General features: G+C 56.9%; 20 protein-coding genes and 1 tRNA gene. 18 read left to right on the plus strand and 3 right to left on the minus strand.

The features are described from left to right. The first annotated feature begins 87 nt into the window (after positions 1–87). Entirely contained in the window at positions 88–1,395 is a 1,308-nt protein-coding gene (locus NLK58_RS01215; RefSeq protein WP_341581870.1) for an HD domain-containing phosphohydrolase, read from the plus strand. Here the strand turns inward: NLK58_RS01215 and NLK58_RS01220 are convergent. After that, complete coding sequence (locus tag NLK58_RS01220; protein WP_341581871.1) at positions 1,385–2,503, minus strand: organic solvent ABC transporter permease; 1,119 nt, start codon at positions 2,501–2,503, stop codon at positions 1,385–1,387. The genes NLK58_RS01215 and NLK58_RS01220 overlap by 11 nt on opposite strands. Positions 2,504–2,767: 264 nt before the next feature. Between NLK58_RS01220 and NLK58_RS01225 the strand changes: the two genes are divergently transcribed. Genes NLK58_RS01225 through queF form a run of 3 tightly spaced genes read left to right on the plus strand, consistent with a single transcriptional unit; the run spans position 2,768 to position 5,321 of the window. Next, on the plus strand, positions 2,768–3,718 hold the full coding sequence (locus tag NLK58_RS01225) for an ABC transporter ATP-binding protein (protein WP_341581872.1): 951 nt from the start codon (positions 2,768–2,770) through the stop codon (positions 3,716–3,718). Continuing rightward, a complete protein-coding gene (locus NLK58_RS01230; protein ID WP_117616901.1) occupies positions 3,715–4,488 on the plus strand; it encodes an ABC transporter permease in 774 nt (257 codons plus the stop codon). The genes NLK58_RS01225 and NLK58_RS01230 overlap by 4 nt, the downstream gene beginning before the upstream one ends. 14 nt (positions 4,489–4,502) lie before the next feature. Next, complete coding sequence (gene queF / locus NLK58_RS01235; RefSeq protein ID WP_341581873.1) at positions 4,503–5,321, plus strand: NADPH-dependent 7-cyano-7-deazaguanine reductase QueF; 819 nt, start codon at positions 4,503–4,505, stop codon at positions 5,319–5,321. Positions 5,322–5,350: 29 nt separating this feature from the next. Here queF and NLK58_RS01240 read toward each other — a convergent pair whose 3' ends face one another. Continuing rightward, complete coding sequence (locus tag NLK58_RS01240) at positions 5,351–6,790, minus strand: adenylate/guanylate cyclase domain-containing protein (RefSeq protein ID WP_117616903.1); 1,440 nt, start codon at positions 6,788–6,790, stop codon at positions 5,351–5,353. Position 6,791: 1 nt separating this feature from the next. Next, a complete protein-coding gene (locus NLK58_RS01245) occupies positions 6,792–7,103 on the minus strand; it encodes a DUF962 domain-containing protein (protein WP_117616904.1) in 312 nt (103 codons plus the stop codon). A 156-nt stretch (positions 7,104–7,259) separates the two neighbouring features. On the opposite strand from NLK58_RS01245, the gene NLK58_RS01250 reads away from it, so the two are divergent. The 14 genes from NLK58_RS01250 (at position 7,260) to queA (ending at position 20,721) form a co-directional block, all read left to right on the plus strand. Beyond that, positions 7,260–7,811, plus strand: a complete 552-nt coding sequence (locus NLK58_RS01250) for a nitroreductase family protein (protein WP_117616905.1) — start codon at positions 7,260–7,262, stop codon at positions 7,809–7,811. Between the two features lie 251 nt (positions 7,812–8,062). Continuing rightward, positions 8,063–8,461 (plus strand): flagellar basal body rod protein FlgB, encoded by a 399-nt coding sequence (flgB, locus tag NLK58_RS01255; RefSeq protein ID WP_117616906.1) that lies wholly within the window; start codon positions 8,063–8,065, stop codon positions 8,459–8,461. Between the two features lie 34 nt (positions 8,462–8,495). Further along, the gene (gene flgC, locus NLK58_RS01260; protein ID WP_341581874.1) at positions 8,496–8,945 is read left to right on the plus strand and encodes a flagellar basal body rod protein FlgC; all 450 of its coding nucleotides are present in this window, start codon (positions 8,496–8,498) and stop codon (positions 8,943–8,945) included. 18 nt (positions 8,946–8,963) lie between these two features. Then, positions 8,964–9,641 carry a flagellar hook assembly protein FlgD gene (locus NLK58_RS01265; protein ID WP_117616908.1) on the plus strand — a complete coding sequence of 226 codons (678 nt, stop codon included), beginning with the start codon at positions 8,964–8,966 and terminating at the stop codon, positions 9,639–9,641. Between the two features lie 27 nt (positions 9,642–9,668). Next, positions 9,669–11,558 (plus strand): flagellar hook protein FlgE, encoded by a 1,890-nt coding sequence (locus tag NLK58_RS01270; protein WP_341581875.1) that lies wholly within the window; start codon positions 9,669–9,671, stop codon positions 11,556–11,558. Positions 11,559–11,634: 76 nt separating this feature from the next. Next, positions 11,635–12,387 (plus strand): flagellar basal body rod protein FlgF, encoded by a 753-nt coding sequence (locus NLK58_RS01275; RefSeq protein WP_117616910.1) that lies wholly within the window; start codon positions 11,635–11,637, stop codon positions 12,385–12,387. A gap of 85 nt (positions 12,388–12,472) precedes the next feature. Continuing rightward, entirely contained in the window at positions 12,473–13,261 is a 789-nt protein-coding gene (gene flgG / locus NLK58_RS01280) for a flagellar basal-body rod protein FlgG (protein ID WP_117616911.1), read from the plus strand. Between the two features lie 19 nt (positions 13,262–13,280). Further along, positions 13,281–13,982 (plus strand): flagellar basal body L-ring protein FlgH, encoded by a 702-nt coding sequence (gene flgH / locus NLK58_RS01285; protein WP_376788061.1) that lies wholly within the window; start codon positions 13,281–13,283, stop codon positions 13,980–13,982. Beyond that, positions 13,979–15,076: a flagellar basal body P-ring protein FlgI gene (locus NLK58_RS01290; RefSeq protein ID WP_341581876.1), complete on the plus strand. Its 1,098-nt coding sequence runs from the start codon at positions 13,979–13,981 to the stop codon at positions 15,074–15,076. Before flgH ends, NLK58_RS01290 begins: the two co-directional genes overlap by 4 nt. 8 nt (positions 15,077–15,084) lie before the next feature. Further along, on the plus strand, positions 15,085–16,071 hold the full coding sequence (gene flgJ / locus NLK58_RS01295) for a flagellar assembly peptidoglycan hydrolase FlgJ (protein WP_117620226.1): 987 nt from the start codon (positions 15,085–15,087) through the stop codon (positions 16,069–16,071). A 5-nt stretch (positions 16,072–16,076) separates the two neighbouring features. After that, positions 16,077–18,149, plus strand: a complete 2,073-nt coding sequence (gene flgK / locus NLK58_RS01300) for a flagellar hook-associated protein FlgK (protein ID WP_117616913.1) — start codon at positions 16,077–16,079, stop codon at positions 18,147–18,149. 18 nt (positions 18,150–18,167) lie between these two features. Then, positions 18,168–19,412, plus strand: a complete 1,245-nt coding sequence (flgL, locus tag NLK58_RS01305) for a flagellar hook-associated protein FlgL (RefSeq protein WP_117616914.1) — start codon at positions 18,168–18,170, stop codon at positions 19,410–19,412. A gap of 82 nt (positions 19,413–19,494) precedes the next feature. Next, a tRNA-Leu gene (locus tag NLK58_RS01310) sits at positions 19,495–19,581 on the plus strand. A gap of 36 nt (positions 19,582–19,617) precedes the next feature. After that, the gene (gene queA, locus NLK58_RS01315) at positions 19,618–20,721 is read left to right on the plus strand and encodes a tRNA preQ1(34) S-adenosylmethionine ribosyltransferase-isomerase QueA (RefSeq protein ID WP_341581877.1); all 1,104 of its coding nucleotides are present in this window, start codon (positions 19,618–19,620) and stop codon (positions 20,719–20,721) included. Positions 20,722–20,725: the final 4 nt, after the last annotated feature.

The following is a 20,725-nucleotide window of genomic DNA, read 5'->3' on the forward strand; positions in this document are numbered from 1 at the left end:
TTGCCTGGCGATACGATATTGTAATTGTGTCTTCCCGCGGTTCAGTCAGAATGGTAACCATCGACAAGTTGGTTTGTGAGGTGGGCCGTGGGTGTCCAACAGAAAAAAGTGGCAGTACATGATCTGGAAGTGGGCATGTTCGTGTCTGATCTGGACAGGCCCTGGCACCAGACTCCTTTCCCGATTCAGGGTTTCCATATCCGTTCCCAGGATGATATCCGTGCGCTGGTTTCCCACTGCAAGTGGGTAATGGTGGATATTGCAGAAGCCAGGGAATCCAAAGAAGTCAAACTCGGTAACAAGCCGGTGTTTGGCAAGAGCTCCAATAGGCGTGGTGGTGGGCGTGAACAACTGCAGTTGCCACCGTTGAGCATCCGGGAGCCGGTTACTTACGATACGGACACCAGCCTCAAGAAGGAAATAAAGACATCAAAGCGGCTGCTTGATGATGTTGAAGTTGCGCTGGCCGGCCTGTTTGAGGCACTTCGCTCAGGAGACGTGGCTGATCTGAAGACCATTGCAACCATCACCAGCAAGATGGTGAGCAGTGTGATTCGTCAGCCGGATGCCCTGTTGTGGCTCAGTCGCACCCGCGCACACGACAGTTATCTGTACCGGCATGCTCTGAACGCTGCGGTGTGGGCACTGGTGTGTGGGCGTCACCTGGGGTTGAACGAAGGTCTTCTGAACCATCTTGGTCTGGGCTGTTTGCTGTCCCAGGTTGGCAAAACGGCACTGCCGGCAGACATGCTGGCCCGGGAAGGGCAGTTAAGCGCTGAGGAATATATTACCTTTCGGGGTTACGTGAACCTTGGAGTTCGTATGCTGGATGGCAGCGGGCTGTCCCGGGCCGTTCTGAGTGTTGTTCAGGGCCACCGGGAGCGTCATAACGGGTCAGGTTTCCCTGAAGGCGTTCGGGGTGATCGCATTCCGCTGCTGGCGAAGGTTGCGGGGGTTGCGGAGTTTTTTGAATCATTGATTGGGCCAAGGGATCACGCCGAGCCAATGACACCCGCCAAGGCGGTGACTTTGCTGTACGAGATGCGCAACATCGAGTTCCAGGAAGATCTGGTGGAGAGCTTCATCCAGGCTATCGGTATATACCCCACGGGCAGCCTGGTGGAGCTGACAGACGGCCAGCGGGGGATTGTTGTTTCCCATTCTCCCGAGCGCAGGCTCTGGCCTCAGGTGATGGTGATGACCGATAACATCGCCAGGCCCCTTAAAACCGCCAAAATTATCGATCTTGCCCGGTACAACGAAGGAAAAGAGGCGGCAGAAACGATCCGGGTCCGGGGTTGCCTACCCCATGGCACCGAAGGGCTGGACCCCTCGCGCTACGACGTGACGGGAGTGGAATCCCGCTGGAATCTCTCCAGGCTGATCAGCGGATAATCACTCGCAGCTGCTTGCGAACCCACCGATAAGTGTTCTCCGGGCGGAAACTCAGCAGCAGTTCTGACTCTCCGCCCGTGGGGCCCGCCACAAAGTACTCCACCTCGGCGCTCTGCCAGTCTGTTGAATGCACCTGAATATCCTGAGGGCGGGTGCTTATCGCTTCCAGCTCAGCCAGTGCCAGGCCCCCGCCAATCCGGCGCACAGCCACCTGTTTGATGGCGGTATCGCTGGCCGGATAGCTGGCAACATCGTCATCCAGGTAGTAACGCTTGGCAACGGCCGTGCTGATGCCCTTCAGTTCCCGCGTGAGGTAAGTCTGGGCGTCTTCGGTACTGGTGTCCTCCATCGAGCGTACCGAGTTGTCGATTCGCTCTTTCTTGGCTTGCAGATCTTCCTTGTACTCGACATCCGGATCGCGCTCATCGGCGTCTTCCGGCCTGGGTGGCGCGTTGTCGATCTCAGCCTGGGAGGGTGGCTCCTCGCACCGCTCGTCATCTTCCGGATAGAAGCAAATCGCCGCCAGAAGCTGGTTGGCCGGGGAGAGCGAGGGGGTTGTGGCAGTGAATTCCGATTCGCTCGCGGTAAAGTCGATGGGCCCGGTCAGATTCGGCAGCGCAGCATTCAACTGGCTGATGACCCGCTTACGGAGTTCGATGCCTTCGCCCTCCGGGATGTTCTCGCTCCAGTTCAGCAGCATCAGGAATCGGGTCAGATTCATCAGGGTAGTGTTTTCCAGCACCTGTTGCTCGGTAAGGGTGTGCGTTGTCAGGCCTTCTTCATCCACCATGGGCGTTTGCAGGGTGGTACGTGTGGTCTCAAAGAATTCGAGGAGGGTGACGTATTGCTGTGCAGGAACCCCACGGCTCAGTGGCAGGTCGCCAACCCGGAATTCCAGGGTTTCGCCGGGATAGTAGCGGAATTCCCCCGCGGCGTTGGTGGTACCGGCCTGGCTGGCTGTCTGGTAGCTGAGACCACTGAAACCATTGAAGTTTAGCCGGCCTGCGTTGGTGTCATCGCCAGAGCCGCTATCGTCATCAAGGCAGCCGGTGAATGCAAGTGCGCTCAGAAGCGCGAGTGACAATCGGATGCGGTGAACGGATCTCATGGTTTGTCGTATATTCCCTTCAATTCAGCGCGCCTGCACTCGCGGTGCGGCAGCCCCTTTTGTAAATTATTGTAACCGCATTATAGGGGCGGGGACTGCCTCATATCGGGATTCCTGTCGCAGTTTCCGGTTTTGGCCGGTGAACACTTTCAGGCCGTCAAAGGCCTTGAAATAAGCGGCTTTGTCACAATAAACAACAATCTGAATTCTGGCGGGCGGGCGCGGGCCGTTTCCTGCCGTTTTTTTACCGAATCGGGATCGTTTATGTCCAATGCACTGGAAATTGAGGGCCTCACCAAAACTTACGGTGACGGTTTCGAGGCCCTCAAGGGGATTGATCTGCACGTAGCCGAGGGGGATTTCTTCGCCCTGCTCGGGCCCAACGGAGCAGGCAAATCAACCACACTGGGTATCGTCTGTTCATTAGTAAACAAGACAGCCGGCAAGGTGCGGGTTTTCGGGTACGACATCGACACCCACCTTTCCGATGCCAAGCTGAACCTCGGGGTTGTGCCCCAGGAGTTCAACTTCAACCAGTTCGAGAAAGTGTTCGATATCGTTACCACCCAGGCGGGCTATTACGGGATTCCGCTGAAGCAGGCGTCGGTTTCCGCAGAAAAGTATCTGAAAAAGCTTGGTCTCTGGGGCAAGCGTAACACCCCGGCCCGGATGCTGTCCGGGGGGATGAAGCGCCGGTTGATGATTGCCCGGGCCCTGGTTCACGAACCGAAACTGCTGATCCTGGACGAGCCGACTGCCGGTGTGGATATCGAGCTGCGCCGCTCGATGTGGACCTTCCTTGAGGAAATGAACCGCCAGGGCACCACCATTATCCTGACCACTCATTACCTTGAGGAGGCGGAGGCGCTCTGCCGCAACATTGCCATTATCGACCACGGCAAGATCCTCAAGCACACCAGCAAAAAGGCGCTGCTTCAGCAGCTTAGCCTGGAGACATTCGTGCTGGATACCGAGACACCTCTGGATGCCGCGCCCGAGCTGGGCGATTTCCACACCCGGCTGGACGGGGAAGGGGCCCTGGAGGTTGAGGTCCAGAAAGGCCAGGGGCTGAACCAGGTGTTTGTGCAGCTGGATCAGATGGGCATCAAGGTGATCAGCATGAGAACCAAGGCCAACCGACTGGAAGAGCTGTTTATTCGCATGGTGGAGCAGAACGCCGTCGATTCCCGCAAGAATGTGGAGGGTGCAGCATGACACCACAGGCCTTGTTCACGGCATTCGGCACTATCGTTATCCGGGAGGTTCGCCGGTTTACCCGGATCTGGCCTCAGACACTGCTGCCGCCGGCAGTCACCATGACGCTCTATTTCATTATTTTCGGCAATCTGATCGGCTCCCGTATCGGCCAGATGGGCGGGTTCGATTACATGTCCTTTATCGTGCCGGGCCTTATCATGATGGCGGTAATCACCAGTTCCTACGCGAACGTGGTGTCGTCTTTTTTTTCGATGAAATTCCAGCGCAGTATCGAGGAGTTGCTGGTTTCACCGGTGCCGAACTGGGTCATCCTGGCCGGTTATGTGACCGGGGGCATGGCCCGGGGGCTGGGGATCGGCCTTATTGTTACCCTGCTGTCCCTGGTATTTACCCAGCTTTCGATACACAACCTGCCAATGATGATTCTGACGGTGTTTCTGACCTCGGCCCTGTTTGCCCTGGGCGGATTCATCAACGCCATGCTGGCGACCAAGTTTGATGATATTTCCATTGTCCCAACCTTCATACTGACGCCGCTGACCTATCTGGGCGGGGTGTTCTACAGCATCGATCTGTTGCCGGGGTTCTGGCAGGGCGTATCCTTGATCAATCCGATCCTGTACATGGTAAACGGCTTCCGTTACGGGATTCTGGGTGTGTCAGACGTTAATCCGTTCATTTCTCTTGGTATGATTCTGGTTTTCATCACCGTGCTGGCAGTCATTGCATTGAAAATGCTGGAGCGGGGCAAAGGCATTCGCTACTGATTTCGGGAACACCTATGGCACTTAATGATGCACCGCTTGGCAAAACAAGTGACTACCCGGACAGCTACAACCCTGGCCTGCTGTTCCCCGTGGCGAGAGAGGAAAACCGTCGCCGCCTTGGCCTGGACGATGGCCGCTGGCCCTGGTTTGGGGAAGACCTGTGGCAGGCCTGGGAGATTTCCTGGCTGAGGCCGGGCGGCGTGCCTGAGGTGGCGTGGGCAGAGATTGTCTTTCCTGCTGCGTCGCCCTCAATTATTGAGTCCAAGTCGCTTAAGCTCTACCTGAACTCGTTGAATCAGGCTGTCTATTCAACCGGGGACCAGATGGCGAAGACGATCACCCAGGATCTCTCCAGTGCCTGTGGTGGCGCGGTGCAGGTGAGGCTTTTGAGCGTTGATGAGTCGGGCAAAGCGGTTGGCCGCCCCGGGGGATTTGAGCTGATCGATGATGAACCGGTGAGTGATGTGGTTTATGACTATGCACCGGACTCACTTTCCGCCGGCGACGGAATAGTGACAGAGCACCTCTGTTCCCATCTGCTGAAGAGCAATTGCCCGGTGACAGGGCAACCGGACTGGGCAACCCTGCTGATCCATTACACCGGCCCGAAAATCGACCGGGCCGGGTTGCTGCGGTATGTGGTGAGTTTTCGGCAGAAGCAGGATTTCCACGAACACTGCGTGGAAACCGTGTTTACGGATTTGATGGGCCGCTGCAAGCCGGAGTCGCTCACAGTCTGCGCCCGATACACCCGAAGGGGCGGGCTGGATATCAATCCCTGGAGAAGTACCGAAACCGGCCAGGGTGCCGGGCCGCGGCTGATCCGTCAGTAACCAGGGTGAAATGAGGCACCGGCGGCGCCTCAGGAGACGTCTTCTTCCCGCCTGAGGCGGTCCGCGGCATCTTCCAGCGCGGTGAGAATGGCCTGCCGTTCCTTTTCGGTGATCTTGTCCGAATCCAGATACATGGCAAAGCCGCTGTGTTCGTGTTCCATGAAGCTGCGGTTTGGCCCCATATCCCGCCGGAAATCCACCACCTCGTAAATCGGCACCGGTTTGCCGAATCCTTTCACGGTTATTTCACCTTTGTCCCGGCACATGATCTTGTTCTTGATCAGCGAAAAGGTCTCGTAGGACACCAGGATCTCACCGGGTTCCGCCAGGGATTCAAGGCGGCTGGCCAGATTCACTTCCTTGCCGATGATGGTGTAATCCATCCGGTTTTCAGCACCGAAGTTACCCACTGTAGTGTAACCGGTGCTGATCCCCATACGGATTTCCAGGGGGGTCTTGATGCCCTGGCTTCGCCACTTCTGGCGCATGATCTTCATGTGCTTGCGCATTTCAATGGCCATGGACACGCAGGCAAAGGCGTCTTCCCGCTGGCCCCGGCTGGTGGGGTCGCCGAAGAATACCATGATAGAGTCGCCCACGAATTTGTCGATGGTGCCGCCATATTTGAGGGCCACTTCAGACATTTCATTAAAGTAGTGATTCAACAGCTCGGTCAGCGCCTCCGGCTCCATCTCTTCGGAGAGTTCGGTGAAGCCTTTGATGTCTGAAAAGAATACCGCCAGTTTCTTGCGCTGGGTTTCCAGCCGTACATCCCGCTCCCCGGTAAAGATGGATTGCCACACCTGGGGTGAGAGGTACTTGGACAGCTTGTGGGACAAGGCAATTGACTGTTCCCGCTGATTTTGGATCTGGGTCTTGGCCAGCATCAGTGCCCGGGCCTGCTGGTGAGAGTAATAGGCGGTAACGCAGATATACAGCCCGGTGGAAAGAATCGACACCATGCTGGTCAAAAGCGGCGCGTGGGGGCCGTCGGCCAGGCCGAGGATGGCAACAGCAATCGCAATTGCCGCGGCCATGAAACCGGTGCCGATCAGCCACTGCCGGATGCCGCCAACAATCAGGCAACTGAACATCAGCATCAGGGCCACGGACAGGGAGGGTATGACAATCAGGCCGATGAAACCGATGAACCCGCCGCCAATCACACAATCCACAATGAGCATTTTCTGACGGATGCGTGCGGAATGTCTCAGGAAGGTTCTACGGGTGAGTATATGGGCTATGTGTGGCCATGTGAGAGCACCTGCTACCAGCCACAGTAACGGCTGCGGAAAGGCACCCTGGAGAACACCGGTTACGATAATTGCCGCCGTAGACGTGTACGCCAGTATTCGGCCGTTGTAATCCGGCATTGGCGGTATGGCTATCGGACTGCCGGGGCCTTCAGCAGCCATCGACTTGACAGCGGAGGTGCTGGCATTGCGCAGATCGGCCGGTACGCTCATCATTTCAGAAACGGATCCTGCCAATGAGCATGTCCCGGAACATGACCCAGTCACCCATCAGGCTGTACAGTGGGTACTTGAAGGTTGCAGGGCGGTTTTTCTCGAACTTGAAATGGCCGACCCAGGCAAACCCATAGCCGATGACCGGCAGGGTCAGAAGCCACGCAAGTTTTCCGGAGGTGATCGCCCAGACAGCGACCAGAAAAACCAGAAGACTACCGACAAAGTGCAGCCTGCGACAGATTACATCGCTGTGTTCTTCAAGGTAGTAAGGATAGAATTCGGAAAAGCTGTTGAAGGTTCGCTGGTTGCTCATTGTGTTGCTTCTCACCGTTGCAGGACTGCGGCATTTTATAATTGTTGGCAGCGCCGACTACGACTAAAGATTAACAGCATTACGTACAACCCACAATTCACAGCCAGCAATTGTGCCCGTGCCCATTTTCACACAGTCATAAAATAGCGAGACGATATGACAGCAGTTACTGATTTCCTGCTTAACCGGTCCTCCGAACCCAGGCTGGAGGCGCCCGCGCCGGACAGGGAAACCCTGAACAAGGCCTTTGCCTGCGCCGCTCGCGCTCCGGATCATGCCTTGTTGCGGCCATGGCGTTATCTGGTCGTAGAAGGTGAGGGGCTGGAGGCCCTCGGGGAACTGTTTGCCTCCACCTGTGCCAACAACAGTGACGAGCGGGAAATCGAAAAGCTCCGGCGCGCCCCTCTGCGGGCACCCATGGTCATTATTGGTATTGCCTCGCCGAGCCCCCACCCCAAAGTTCCGGAAGTGGAGCAGGTGATGTCTGCGGCTGCTGGCATGAGCTTTCTCGGGCTGGCCCTTCAGGATGCCGGTTATGGTGTGATGTGGCGCACCGGTGCTGTCGCCTATCATTCAGCCGTGCACAAAGGGCTGGGGCTGGATGACCACGAGCAGATTGTCGGCTTTCTTTATACGGGGAGTGTCTCCGCTGTAAAGCCTGCCGTTCTCCGGCCCGGGGTTGACGAGTTTGTCCGTCACTGGCCTTAACGGGTAACTGTCGCTTCCCCCGGCGTGGGCGGGGGAAGCGGTTTGCCGCTTTCGAGGACTTTCTTTCCCTTTATCCGCTCCCGCTTTCTCTCAACAGCCCAGCTAATCCCGCCAATACTGGGGTTATGCGCTATTTAGGGCGCCTTTTCAGAGCGCCTTTCGAATTCTGGCATCTACCTTGCTTTAGTTCTGTCAGAGAGCACAGCCGGCAAAATCAGGTCGGCGTACTGGTGCAGTTTTCGGGAGGCAACATGGCAATTTCGTTCGATAAGGCTCTGGGCATTCATCAGCACGCGGTGGAAGCGCGGGTCAAGCGTGCCGAAGTTCTGGCAAACAATCTGGCCAATGCTGACACCCCGGGTTTCAAGGCCCGTGATGTGGATTTCCAGGCGATGATGCAGAAGGCCCAGGAGTCCGTCAGCGGCTTCCAGATGGCGAAAACGAACGAGGCCCACATGGATACCTCCCGGTCTGCCTCAGACAGCGACCTTTTGTACCGGATGCCACATCAGCCGTCGGTCGACGGCAATACTGTGGATGCCCAGCAGGAGCAGTCGCGCTTCATGCGTAACGCCATGGACTTCCAGGCCAGTTTCCAGTTCCTGAACAGCAAGTTCAGCGGTTTGACCAAAGCCCTGAAGGGCGAATAAGCCGCAGTCACAGGGTTAGCGAAGGAGAATTATCATGTCACTGGGCAGCATTTTTGATATCGCCGGTTCCGGCATGACAGCGCAATCGCTGCGGCTGAATACAACCGCGTCCAACATTGCCAATGCCGAAACAGCCAGCTCCAGTACCGGTGAAACCTACCGGGCCAGAAAGCCGGTGTTCTCAGCCGTTCAGCAATCACTCCTGAACCCGGGGCAGGGTGGCATGCCGATGGCTGCCGATGAAGGTCCCGGTGCCGGCGTCAGGGTTGAAGGCATTGTTGAGAGTGATGCGGAGTTACAGGTGCGCTACGAGCCCCACCATCCGGCGGCCAATGAAGACGGTTATGTCTTCTATCCCAACGTGAACGTGGTTGAGGAGATGGCTGACATGATGTCGTCGTCCAGAAGTTTCCAGATGAATGTGGATGTCATGAACACAGCCAAGTCCATGATGCAGCGCATTCTGACCCTTGGTCAGCAGTAATACGGTGAGGAGCACAACATGACTGCAGTAAATGCAACAGACGCGTCGGATGTTCTGAGCCAGTACCAGCTGAAGCAACAGGATGGCGGCCAGGGCACCAGTGAGCTTGGCCGGAATGAGTTCATGGAACTGATGCTGGCACAGCTGAAAAACCAGAACCCGCTGGAACCCCAGGACAACGGTGAATTCATCTCCCAACTGGCCCAGTTCAGCTCGCTGGAGGAGATGCAGAACCTCTCCGGTACGGTTGAGGATGTGGCGGGCCAGTTCCGTTCCACCCAGGCGCTGCAGGCCTCTGCCATGGTCGGCAAAACCGTGCTTGCCCCTTCCCAGATCGGGATTCTGGGTGCGGACGGTGAGATCAGTGGCACCGTTGAAGTGCCGGCATCGACCGGCGGGCTTCGGCTTTCGATTCAGGGTCAGAATGGTGAACGGGTTCGCCAGATTGACATGGGTAGTAGTCCGGCGGGGGTGACCTCGTTCCGCTGGGATGGCCAGGACGGCAACGGCAATCCCTTGCCGCCGGGACCCTACCAGATTGTAGCCGAGGCTTCCTACCCGGATGGGCCGCAGCAGTTGGGTACGATGGTAAGTGCCAATGTTGACAGCGTGTCCCTGGGCCAGGGTGGCTCCATTACCCTGAATCTTGCAGGTATGGGCTCCATCGCCCTGTCTGATGTAAAACAAATTAACTGATACCGGTGAAACACCAAGGGGTGAACCATGGGATTTAATACGGGTTTGAGTGGTCTTCGCGCGGCATCGGTGGATCTGGACGTCACCGGTAACAATATTGCCAACGCCAGTACCGTGGGGTTCAAAGGCAGCAAGGCCCAGTTCGGCGATCTTTATGCCAGTGGTTTCCTGAGCGCAGGCACCAATCCGATCGGGGACGGTGTCCGGGTTCAGGGCGTGAAGCAGTCGTTCGGCCAGGGCAATATCAGCTTCACCGATAGCGGCCTGGATATGGCGATTGACGGTGATGGCTTCTTTATTCTGAACAATGGCGGCGAAGTGCGATACTCCCGGGCCGGCCAGTTCGGAGTAGACAAAGACGGCTTTGTGGTCAACAACCAGGGCATGAAGGTGCAGGGTTATACCGCTGATGGTGATGGCAACCTGTCCGGTGTGCGTGGTGACCTGCAGATTGAGACCGCCAACCTGGCTCCGCGCAGGACCACGAACCTGCAGACCGATGTGAATCTGGATTCCCGTGAATCCGTGCTGGAACGCAGGGTGAGAGACCTTTCCCTGCAGACCGGTGACTTTACGGCGGGTGAAACGCTGACTTTTTCCTATTCTGACGGTTCAGCCGATGAGACTGTTGTGATCCCCAGCCCGATAACGTCTGCGGGCCAGATTGCCGATGCGATTTCCGCGGCCTCCGGTGTCAGTGCTTCCGGCACCACAACAGCTGAAATAGACTCTACGGCCAATCGCGTCACGACCGGTGATACTCTCAGTAATACGATTGCGTCTCGCAACCTGGAGTTCTCAATCAATGGTCAGCCCCTGAATGTAAGCGCTGTGACGACACTGGATGAGCTGGCGAACGTTATTTCCAGCTTCGGCAATAACTCCATCTCAGCCAATGTGGATGGCGACAACCTTTTAGTCCGGGACAGTTCGGGTGAACCGCTTGAGGTTCAGTGGGGAGACGGTAGTAGTACGAACCCGATTGAGAACACCGTTGGAGAGATCGCGGTAAGCACAAATCGCAGTGTGGATACTGTGGCCTCTGACGCCGTGGGTTCTCAGTTCGTGGCGACATATAACAACACGCAGCCCACGCGCATCAACGCTTTCAACCCCATTGATCAGCGTACTTACAACCACGCCACATCAACCACCATCTACGACAGTCTGGGCAACGCCCATGAGATGACTCAGTTCTATGTCAAAGAGCCATCGCCCGGGAATGGTGTTGGCCAGAGTCAGTGGTCTGTTTACCTTCAGGTAGACGGCGAGCCGGTAGGTGGCACGGATCAGACTCCTTACACTGCAATATTCGATCAGGACGGTGTCCTGGCTTCCATCAACGGTAATCCCAGTGGTGAGATTATCGTGGCTGACTGGATTCCCAAGGATCCCAGCGGTGACCCTAATGGGGCGGACGGTCCTCCGGCAGATCCCACCTCGGTCGTGAGCCCGATTCCGGAGCCACCCACCAGCTCCGCGTTCGTTCTGAATCTGAGCGATGCCACCCAATACGGCGCGGCATTCGGTGTCAATGACCAGCAGCAGAATGGTTATACCACGGGTCGCCTGTCCGGGCTGGATGTGTCGGATGATGGTGTCATATTCGCCCGGTATACCAACGGGCAATCCAATGCGCTTGGTCAGGTGGCGCTCGCCACATTCAGCAACACCGATGGCCTGTCTCCGGTGGGTGATACCTCCTGGGTCGAAACCTTTGAATCAGGGCAGCCTGTCATTGGCGCGCCGGACACCGGTACCCTCGGTTCGATTGCGTCAAGCTCCGTCGAGGAATCCAACGTGGACCTGTCTGCTGAATTGGTGAACCTGATTATTGCACAACGCAACTATCAGGCGAACGCCAAGACCATTGAAACCTCCGATGCGGTCACCCAGACCATCATCAACCTTCGTTAAGTTCGTGAGCTAGCGAACATGGCATGACTCCTGCATGGAGACTGGAAACAGTCAAAATTCCGGCAGGAGTTTTCCCATGGACAAAGCCCTCTACATCGGTATGTCTGGCGCCAAGCAGAACATGCTGGCCCAGCAAGCCCATGCCAACAACCTGGCGAATGTCAGCACCACCGGCTTCAAGAAGGACTTCGCCCAGGCCCGTAGCATGCCTGTCTTCGGGGAACACCATCCCACCCGGGCCTATGCCATGACAGAGCGACCCGGCACGGACCTTTCCGCAGGCGCCCTGATGGACACCGGCCGCAAACTGGATGTGGCGGTTGAAGGTGAAGGGTGGCTTGCCATCCAGAACGATCAGGGCGAAGAGGTGTTTACCCGCAGCGGCAGTCTTCAGGTTGATGTGAATGGTCTGGTGCGCCTGGCCAATGGTGAACTTGTGCTTGGCAATGGTGGACCGGTTGCGCTGCCGCCTTTCGACAACGTGCAAATCGGCACTGACGGCACGATTTCTGTTGTTCCTGTTGGCGGCCCGCCGAATCAGCTGGTCGAGGTGGATCGTCTGAAGCTGGTCAACCCGCCACCGGAAGCTCTGGAGAAGGGGTTAGACGGGCATATGCGCCGAAAACCGGACCAGGCAATCGATGGCCCTGAGCCCCCGGATGCAAATCTCAGAGTGGTCTCGGGGTTTCTTGAGAGCTCCAACGTGAATGCGGTGGAAGAGATGATTTCCAATCTGCAGCTTTCCCGGCAATACGAAATGCAGGTGAAGGTAATGACCACCGCCAACGAGAATTCCGAAGCAACGGCACGGCTGTTGCAGAACCTTTAAGTAACAACCGAACACATTGGCCTGGCGGGCCTGAAGCGGCAAAAACTGGCCGCCTGATTGCCCCCCCCGGTATGGAGTAAGCAGCATGAATCCAGCACTTTGGGTCAGCAAGACCGGCTTGAGCGCGCAGGACACCAACATGTCCACCATTTCCAACAACCTGGCCAACGTCAACACCACCGGCTTCAAACGGGACAAGGCGGTCTTCCAGGACCTCCTGTACCAGATCAACCGACAGCCCGGTGGCCTGACTACCCAGAACTCCGAACTGCCTTCCGGCCTGCAATTGGGTACGGGTGTCCGGGTTGTGGGCACGGTCAAGCAGTTCTCCCAGGGCAACCTCCAGATTACCGAGCAGCCGCTGGACATGGCCATTAATGGCCGGGGTTTTCTGCAGATTCTGCTGCCGGATGGCCAGATTGCCTACACCCGGGACGGTCAGTTCCAGTTGAACTCCAACGGTGATGTGGTGAATCCGGACGGGTACCCCCTGGAGCCGGCCATCAATATTCCCGATAACGCCACCAATATCACCATTGGCAAGGACGGCACGGTAACGGCGGTAACGGACGACCAGGCGGCGCCGGTAAACCTTGGCCAGATCACCCTGGTGGATTTCATCAATCCCCAGGGCCTTCAGGCCATCGGAAACAACCTGTTCAAGGAAACCATTGCCAGCGGGAACCCCGTTGAGGGGGAGGCGGGTCTGCTCGGGCTTGGCACCATCGAACAGGGTTCTGTGGAGGCCTCCAACGTTGAGGTTGTGGAAGAACTGGTGAACATGATTACCACCCAGCGCGCCTATGAAATGAACTCGAAGGTGGTCTCCACGACGGACCAGATGCTCCAGTTCATTACCAACAACATTGGCTAATGCCGCCAGAGGTGACGTCATGAATCCGATGACATCCAGCCGGATAACCCGGGGCGCCAGTACCCTGGTGACCTTGGTGGTGCTGATCCTGCTACAGGGTTGCACGGCCATGAGCCGGCCCCGGGCGATGCCGGATGATCCCGAGTTTGCACCGGTACGCCCTGAGGCCATGACACAGAGAGACAGGGCGTCTGGTTCGATTTACCAGGTTTCCCGAAATTATAACTTTTACGGGGATACCGTCGCTCTCAACGTGGGTGATGTACTGACAGTGAATCTCCAGGAATCCACCCGTGCCAAAAAGAATGCCGACACCCGCATCACCAAGGACAACGAAATCACGCTGCCGGAGCCAAACATTCTGGGTAAGAACAACTTCGGGATCGGCACTTCACTGAACAACGAGCGCGATTTTAAAACCAAGGCTAGGGCTGATCAGAGCAACAGTCTTGCTGGCAGCATCACCGTCACGGTCACCGAGGTGCTGCCCAACGGCGTGCTGCGGATCCGGGGCGAGAAATGGCTGTCGCTGACCAATGGCGAGGAGTACATCCGCCTGACCGGGCTGGTTCGTCCCCGGGATATCCAGCCGGACAACGCTGTTGCCTCAAACCGTATTGCCGATGCGCGTATTGCCTATGGCGGTACCGGTGATTTCGACCAGGCAAACCAGATGGGCTGGCTTGCCCGTTTCTTTAACAGTGAGTGGTGGCTGCTATGAGCCCGCGGCATTTTTTTGCCTGGATACTTGCCCTGACGGTGGTCGCGGCACCGGTGATGGCGGACCGGCTGAAGGACCTGTCCCGCATCAAAGGGGTAAGGAACAACCAGCTGGTGGGCTACGGACTGGTGGTTGGCCTTGACGGGACCGGCGACAAGGCACCGTTCACCAATCAGACCTTCCGGAACATGATGAACCAGTTCGGTATCACTCTGTCTGAAGGCGTGAACCCGAAACTCACCAATGTCGCCGCCGTAACCGTGAGTGCCACATTGCCACCGTTTGCCAAGGCCGGGCAGGAGATTGATATCACGGTTTCCTCCATCGGCAACGCCGACAGCCTGCGCGGCGGTACCCTGCTGATGACCCCGCTGAAGGGCGCTGACAACAACGTCTACGCCATGGCTCAGGGCAGTCTGGTGGTTGGCGGTTTTGGTGCCCAGGGGCAGGATGGCTCCAGAATTACCGTGAACGTACCGAGCGTCGGCCGGATTCCCAACGGTGCCACCATCGAGCGGGAAGTGGTCTCGCCTTTTAGTCAGGGCGACACCATTACCTTCCACCTTCTGCGCCCAGATTTCACTACGGCCCGCCGTGTGGTCGAGGCTGTGAATGCACGCCTCGGCCCGGACATGGCGTACGCTCACGATGCGACATCGGTTTCCGTGCGTGCGCCGCGGGATCCGTCCCAGCGGGTAAGCTTTCTTTCGATACTTGAGAACGTTGAGGTCGCCCCGGCCCAGGACGCCGCCAAAGTGGTGATCAACAGCCGCACTGGCACCATCGTGGTCGGGCAGAATGTCAAAGTCAGCCCGGCAGCGGTGACCCACGGCAACCTGACGGTGACCATTCAGGAAAATCCCGCAGTGAAACAGCCTAATCCGTTTGCCGGCGGTGACACCGCCCTCGAGCCGGATAGCCAGATTGCAATCACCGAGGAGCCGGCCAGGATGTTCAAGTTTGGTCCGGCTGTCACCCTGAACGAGATTGTTCAGGCGGTGAACCAGGTGGGTGCCGCTCCGGGGGACGTTATGGCGGTACTTGAAGCTCTTAAACAGGCCGGTGCGCTGCGTGCCGAGCTGATTGTTATCTAGGTGGCATGATGCAGGACTATTCGCTTCAGCAGGCCCGGGTGTATACCGATTTCAGCGGCCTGAACGCGCTGAAAACGCAGGCCCGAACCGACAAAAGGGCGGCGCTGGAAGAAGTTGCACGCCAGTTCGAGAGCCTGTTCCTTTCTGAGATGCTGAAGTCCATGCGCAAGGCCGGTGACGTGCTTTCCGAAGGTAATTATCTGAAAAGCAATCAGTCGGATCTGTATCGCGACATGTTCGATAACCAGATGAGTCTGACCATGGCCGGTGGGCAGGGAACCGGTCTCGCCGAGGCGCTGGTCCGGCAACTGAGCCGACAAATTCCCGGCCTGGACAGTGAAGGCGATAAGCTGGCTGGCCACAAGGCTTCTCTCGCGGATTATGACCGGAGTTTGCCGGCGCTTTCGGCAAGCTTGCCCGGGCAGGTTCAGAAAGTCGCCTCGGTGGCACAAGAGTCTGCCGTGGCCCCGGGAAAAAACGTGTCCGAATTGCCGGACCGGTTCGACTCACCGGAGCATTTCGTGAGTGCCTTGCTTCCGGTAGCGAAGCGAATCAGCCGGGATACCGGCATCGACCCGAAACTGATGGTGGCCCAGGCGGCCCTGGAAACCGGCTGGGGCCGGCATATGATCCGGGGAGAGCAGGGCGAGCCAAGCTTTAACCTCTTTGGTATCAAAGCGGATGGCCGGTGGAAGGGCGATGCCGTTTCCCTCACCACCACGGAATACCGCGAGGGTCTGCCCATGAAAGAGCAGGCCAGTTTCCGGGCCTACCGGGATTACGAATCCAGCTTCCGGGACTATGTTTCGTTCCTCGAATCCAACCCCCGTTACCGGGAAGTGCTGTCGGCGGCGGACAAGCCTGAAGTGTTTGCGGAGAAACTTCAGGAGGCCGGCTACGCAACCGACCCGAACTATGGCAGCAAAATCCGCCAGATCATGAACCGTGATTCACTGATGACACTGTCCATGGGCAGTGACGGGATGAAGGAGTAAACGTTATGGCAGGGCTGATAGGCATTGGTCTGACCGGCATCCTCAGTAATCAGGCGGCACTGAATACCACGGGTAACAACATCACAAATGCCAACACACCTGGCTACAGCAGACAGGAAGTCCAGTTTGAAACCCAGAAAGGACAGCGTACCGGAGCCGGAACCATTGGTAGTGGCGTTAACGTCGCCAATATCCGCCGCCTTGCCAATGAGTATCTGGTTCAGCAGGTGCGGGAAGACAGCACCCTTTATGGTGAACAGGAAGCTCTCAATTCAGAGCTTTCCCGGCTTGATAACCTGCTTGGGGGCGAGTCCACCGGTCTGAACACAGCCCTGAATAACTTTTTTGCCAGTCTCCAGAATGCCGCCGAGGACCCGACGTCTTTGCCTCAGCGCCAACTGGTGCTGAGCGAGGCCCAGCAGGTCGTTAACCGGTTCCAGGCGCTGAACCAGGAGTTCATCCAGCAGCGGGAATCCATCAAGACTCAGATGCAGCAGGGTGTAAAGGATGCCAATACCCTGATCAGGAGCATCGCAGAACTGAACCTGGCGATATCCGAGTCCCCGGGCATCGCCCAGGGCAGGATGCCCAATGAGTTGCTGGACAAGCGCGACGAAAAACTGCGCCAGCTTTCGGAACTGGTGAATATCAAGGTGACGCCCACAGATGGCAGCCAGGTGAACGTATCGCTCTCGAACGGTCTTTCCCTGGTGGTTGGCAGCAACGCGGCAACCTTCGGAACCCGGGAAAATGCCGAGGATCCGACGCGTCTGGAGTTTACGCTCAGTAATGGCGGGCGCACATTGAACGTCGACGAACAGATTGCCGGGGGTAAACTCGGAGGTCTCCTGCGGTTTGATAACGAGGGGCTCAAGCCGGCATTTGATGAGCTGGGCCGGATTGCCATTGCACTGTCGGATACCATGAACCAACAGCATGAAATTGGCATGGATCTGGAGGGCGACCTGGGGGGGCTGTTCTTCACCGATATCAACTCAATTGAAGCCCAGCGTGGCAGAGTGGTGCCCAATGGCAACAATCAGGTGTCCGGCGCTGGCCAGCTGGCGGTGGAAATAACCGACAGTTCCGCGCTGCCAGCCGGCCGATGGACATTACAGTTCAGCGGTGACGGCCGGAGCTATGAGCTGATCAATCAGGAAACCGGCAAGACCGAAAACCAGGGACGTTTGCCGGATCCGGTGCAGTCCGAAATCAGTATGCCCGGGTTCAACATCCGGGTGGAGGGCGGTACCTTCAGCGCCGGTGACAAATACCTGATCCAGCCCGGCCGGAATGCGGCCGAAAGTATTGGCCTGGAAGTGAGACGCGAGGAAGACTTGGCGCTTGCCAGCCCGATTCGGGCGAGGGAAGGGGGGTATAACCCCGATACAACTGAGACTCGGGAAAATAACCTGGGCACCGGGCAGATTAATCAGGGGAAGATGCTGAACGTCCGTAATCCTAATACCAATGGATTGCTTGAGGGGTTCAGGAATAGCGGCGAGCTGGCTAATGGGCCAATGAAAATCGCGTTCGAAAATAATGGTACGGACATCGTGTACCGGGTTTACGACGGGTCTGACACGGAAATCAGTGCCTCTGATTACCCAACAGGGGTGCCTTATGATCCTCAGAAGATCAATCTGGTTTTTGGCGGTGACACGTCAGACGGTGCTCTTTACCAGGGCTATCAGTTCGAGATGACGGGTGAGCCCGCCAATGGCGATGTTTTTACTGTTGAATACAACGACAATGGCATATCCGACAATCGCAACGCCGAGCTACTTGCGGCTTTGGGTACCCAGAACACCATGAATGGTGGCACCCAGAATTTTACCGAGGGTTATGCCGGTCTGGTGGAAGACATCGGGGTAAAAACCCGTCAGAGCCAGTTGGATGTGGATGCCGGCAAAACCCTGCTGGAGCAGTCAACCAACCAGCGGGAATCGGTGTCCGGAGTCAACCTGGACGAGGAAGCCGGCCGGCTCATTCAATACCAGGCCGCATACAATGCCTCAGCCCAGGTGATGTCGGTGGCTCAGGACCTGTTCAATACCCTGTTACAGAGTTTCCGGTAACGGTTGAGGTGATGTGACATGATCAGAATTTCATCACAACAGATTTTTTCCGGCGGCATCAACCGCCTTCAGGAGCTCAATACCAGCCTGAATAACACCCAGCAGCAAATCTCCACTGGCAAACGGGTGAATAAGCCCTCAGATGATCCGGTGGCGGCCGCCCGTATTCTAAAACTGGATCAGGAATTGTCGCGGGTCGAGACCTATCAGCGCAACGCCACTTTGGCTGACAACCGCCTGAAGCAGGAAGAGAGTGCGTTGGCCAGCTCGATTGACGTGATCCAGCGCATCCGCGAACTGACGGTGCAGGCGGGCAATGGGTCGTTGTCAGCCGATGACAGGCGTTCCATTTCCTCAGAGCTGGAGGAGCGTCTGGGGCAGTTGGCAAACATCGCCAATACCCGGGATGCTTCGGGTGAATACATCTTCAGTGGATTTCAGGGCCAGACACCTGCTTTCGCAAAGGATGGCGCAGGTGACTGGACATATCAGGGTGATGAAGGTCAGCGGGTACTGGAAATTGATGATGGCGTAACCGTGCCGATCAGTGATCACGGTAAGGGTATTTTTGTAGACGTGCCCAAGGCGGTCTCAGTAACGGCAAAGTCTAATGGTGCAACCCCTCCTACTCCTCCTGGTTATATTTCGGGGCTTGAGGTTGTGGCGCCGAAAGATCTAAGGGATGCCTTTGGCAGCGATGTGCCAGATGACCTTGAAGTTAGTGTCGATGATGATGGCTCCGGCGTATTAGAAATTACGGTCACAGATCCGAGAACAGGTAACACTATTCAAACTGAGCCTCTGAATCCCGTAGTCGGAGAAGAGTTTCAAGTGGCGGGTATAAAGCTCACCATCAATGATTCGCAAGATCAGGACTCGTTCACCCTGGGGATTAACGATAGGCAATCCGTCTTCGGCACCATAAAAAACCTGATTGACGGGCTTGAGGGCATTGCCAAAGGTTCCCCCCGTGGTGATGCCGAATACGATGCCCTGATCGCCGAGTCGCTGACCAACCTCGACAACGCCCAGGAAAGTATCATCCTGAAGCAGACCGAGCTGGGCGGCCGGATGAACGCCGTGGAGTCTACCAAGACCTTTCTTGAGGATTCGTCCGTCTATACCAACGAAATCCGGTCCCAACTGCAGGATGTGGACTACGCCGAAGCAATCAGTAACCTGAGTTTCCAGAGCTTCGTGCTTCAGGCGGCCCAGCAGTCCTTTGCGCAGGTTTCGCAGCTGTCTCTGTTTGATCGGTTGTAAATATCTGAAGCTGTGGACAGTTGTGTCTGCTGGCTTATTGCTTTCGCGATTAAGCTCAGTATAATCCCCCACACTCTCCGATGGCGGCGTGGTGAAATTGGTAGACACGACGGATTCAAAATCCGTTGGGGTAAAACCCGTGGCGGTTCGAGTCCGCCCGCCGCTACCATCTTTTTTTCCTTCGGCGTCGTTAACAGTCCATTCCATGAATGTCTCCGATTTTCATTTTGACCTGCCGGACGAACTGATCGCCCGCTATCCGCTCAAAGAACGCAGTGCGTCCCGCTTGCTCTGTCTGGATGGTCTTTCCGGCAAGCTCGATCACCGGATCTTCAGCGACCTTCCCGAACTGCTTCAGCCCGGCGACCTGCTGGTGTTCAACAACACCCGGGTGATTCCTGCGCGCCTGTTTGGCAAAAAGGAAACGGGCGGGCAGGTAGAGGTGCTGGTTGAGCGGATAACCGGAGAGCACGAAATTATTGCCCATGTCCGGGCTTCAAAGGCGCTGAAAGAGGGGCAGAACGTCATCCTTGAAGATGGTACATATTTAAGGATGTCCGGCCGGGACGAGACACTGTTTCATTTGGTGTGTGAATCTGAAGAACCCATACTGGATATACTTGAGCGCATTGGTCACATGCCGTTGCCGCCCTATATTGATCGCTCAGACGAATCCACTGACCGGGACCGGTACCAGACGGTGTACGCCCGGGAAGCCGGTGCTGTGGCTGCGCCCACCGCCGGCCTGCATTTCGACGAGGCACTGCTGGAAAAACTGGCCGCCTGCGGCATTGAAAGTACCTTTGTCACGCTGCACGTTGGCGCAGGCACCTTCCAGCCGGTGCGGGTAGACAAGATAGAAGACCATGCAATGCACAGCGAGATTGTGCACGTTCCCCGGGAAGCGGTTGATGCTGTCGAGCGAACCCGAGCCCGGGGAGGGCGCGTGGTCGCCGTGGGTACGACATCTGTTCGCTCTCTTGAATCGGCAAGCCGTGGTGGTCGTCTCACGGCATTCACCGGCGAGACGGATATTTTTATATACCCGGGGTACCGTTTTCAGGCAGTTGATGCCCTGGTGACCAACTTCCATTTGCCGGAATCCACGCTGATCATGCTGGTCAGTGCCTTTGCCGGTTACAGCAATGTGATGGGCGCCTACAAGGAGGCAGTCGGGGAACGCTACCGTTTCTTCAGCTACGGCGACGCCATGCTCATTACCGGCCAGGAACCCAGTCGCGGTATGTTGCTGGGCCCAGCCGTGGAATCCATAGATACCGGTATTGGTAACGCCGGGGAGGCTTTGTGACACA

This window comes from Marinobacter metalliresistant (assembly GCF_038098645.1).
GTDB lineage: Bacteria > Pseudomonadota > Gammaproteobacteria > Pseudomonadales > Oleiphilaceae > Marinobacter > Marinobacter metalliresistant.

Bases quoted from the DNA above. Each gene is read 5' to 3' on its own strand.
- flgK (WP_117616913.1), top strand. From the start codon at position 16,077: ATGGCAGGGCTGATAGGCATTGGTCTGACCGGCATCCTCAGTAATCAG.
- queF (WP_341581873.1), top strand. From the start codon at position 4,503: ATGGCACTTAATGATGCACCGCTTGGCAAAACAAGTGACTACCCGGAC.
- flgG (WP_117616911.1), top strand. From the start codon at position 12,473: ATGAATCCAGCACTTTGGGTCAGCAAGACCGGCTTGAGCGCGCAGGAC.
- NLK58_RS01225 (WP_341581872.1), top strand. From the start codon at position 2,768: ATGTCCAATGCACTGGAAATTGAGGGCCTCACCAAAACTTACGGTGAC.
- NLK58_RS01275 (WP_117616910.1), top strand. From the start codon at position 11,635: ATGGACAAAGCCCTCTACATCGGTATGTCTGGCGCCAAGCAGAACATG.
- NLK58_RS01230 (WP_117616901.1), top strand. From the start codon at position 3,715: ATGACACCACAGGCCTTGTTCACGGCATTCGGCACTATCGTTATCCGG.
- flgC (WP_341581874.1), top strand. From the start codon at position 8,496: ATGTCACTGGGCAGCATTTTTGATATCGCCGGTTCCGGCATGACAGCG.
- NLK58_RS01270 (WP_341581875.1), top strand. From the start codon at position 9,669: ATGGGATTTAATACGGGTTTGAGTGGTCTTCGCGCGGCATCGGTGGAT.
- NLK58_RS01240 (WP_117616903.1), bottom strand. From the start codon at position 6,790: ATGATGAGCGTACCGGCCGATCTGCGCAATGCCAGCACCTCCGCTGTC.
- NLK58_RS01245 (WP_117616904.1), bottom strand. From the start codon at position 7,103: ATGAGCAACCAGCGAACCTTCAACAGCTTTTCCGAATTCTATCCTTAC.
- flgH (WP_376788061.1), top strand. From the start codon at position 13,281: ATGAATCCGATGACATCCAGCCGGATAACCCGGGGCGCCAGTACCCTG.
- NLK58_RS01290 (WP_341581876.1), top strand. From the start codon at position 13,979: ATGAGCCCGCGGCATTTTTTTGCCTGGATACTTGCCCTGACGGTGGTC.
- NLK58_RS01265 (WP_117616908.1), top strand. From the start codon at position 8,964: ATGACTGCAGTAAATGCAACAGACGCGTCGGATGTTCTGAGCCAGTAC.
- NLK58_RS01250 (WP_117616905.1), top strand. From the start codon at position 7,260: ATGACAGCAGTTACTGATTTCCTGCTTAACCGGTCCTCCGAACCCAGG.
- NLK58_RS01220 (WP_341581871.1), bottom strand. From the start codon at position 2,503: ATGAGATCCGTTCACCGCATCCGATTGTCACTCGCGCTTCTGAGCGCA.
- queA (WP_341581877.1), top strand. From the start codon at position 19,618: ATGAATGTCTCCGATTTTCATTTTGACCTGCCGGACGAACTGATCGCC.
- flgL (WP_117616914.1), top strand. From the start codon at position 18,168: ATGATCAGAATTTCATCACAACAGATTTTTTCCGGCGGCATCAACCGC.
- flgJ (WP_117620226.1), top strand. From the start codon at position 15,085: ATGCAGGACTATTCGCTTCAGCAGGCCCGGGTGTATACCGATTTCAGC.
- flgB (WP_117616906.1), top strand. From the start codon at position 8,063: ATGGCAATTTCGTTCGATAAGGCTCTGGGCATTCATCAGCACGCGGTG.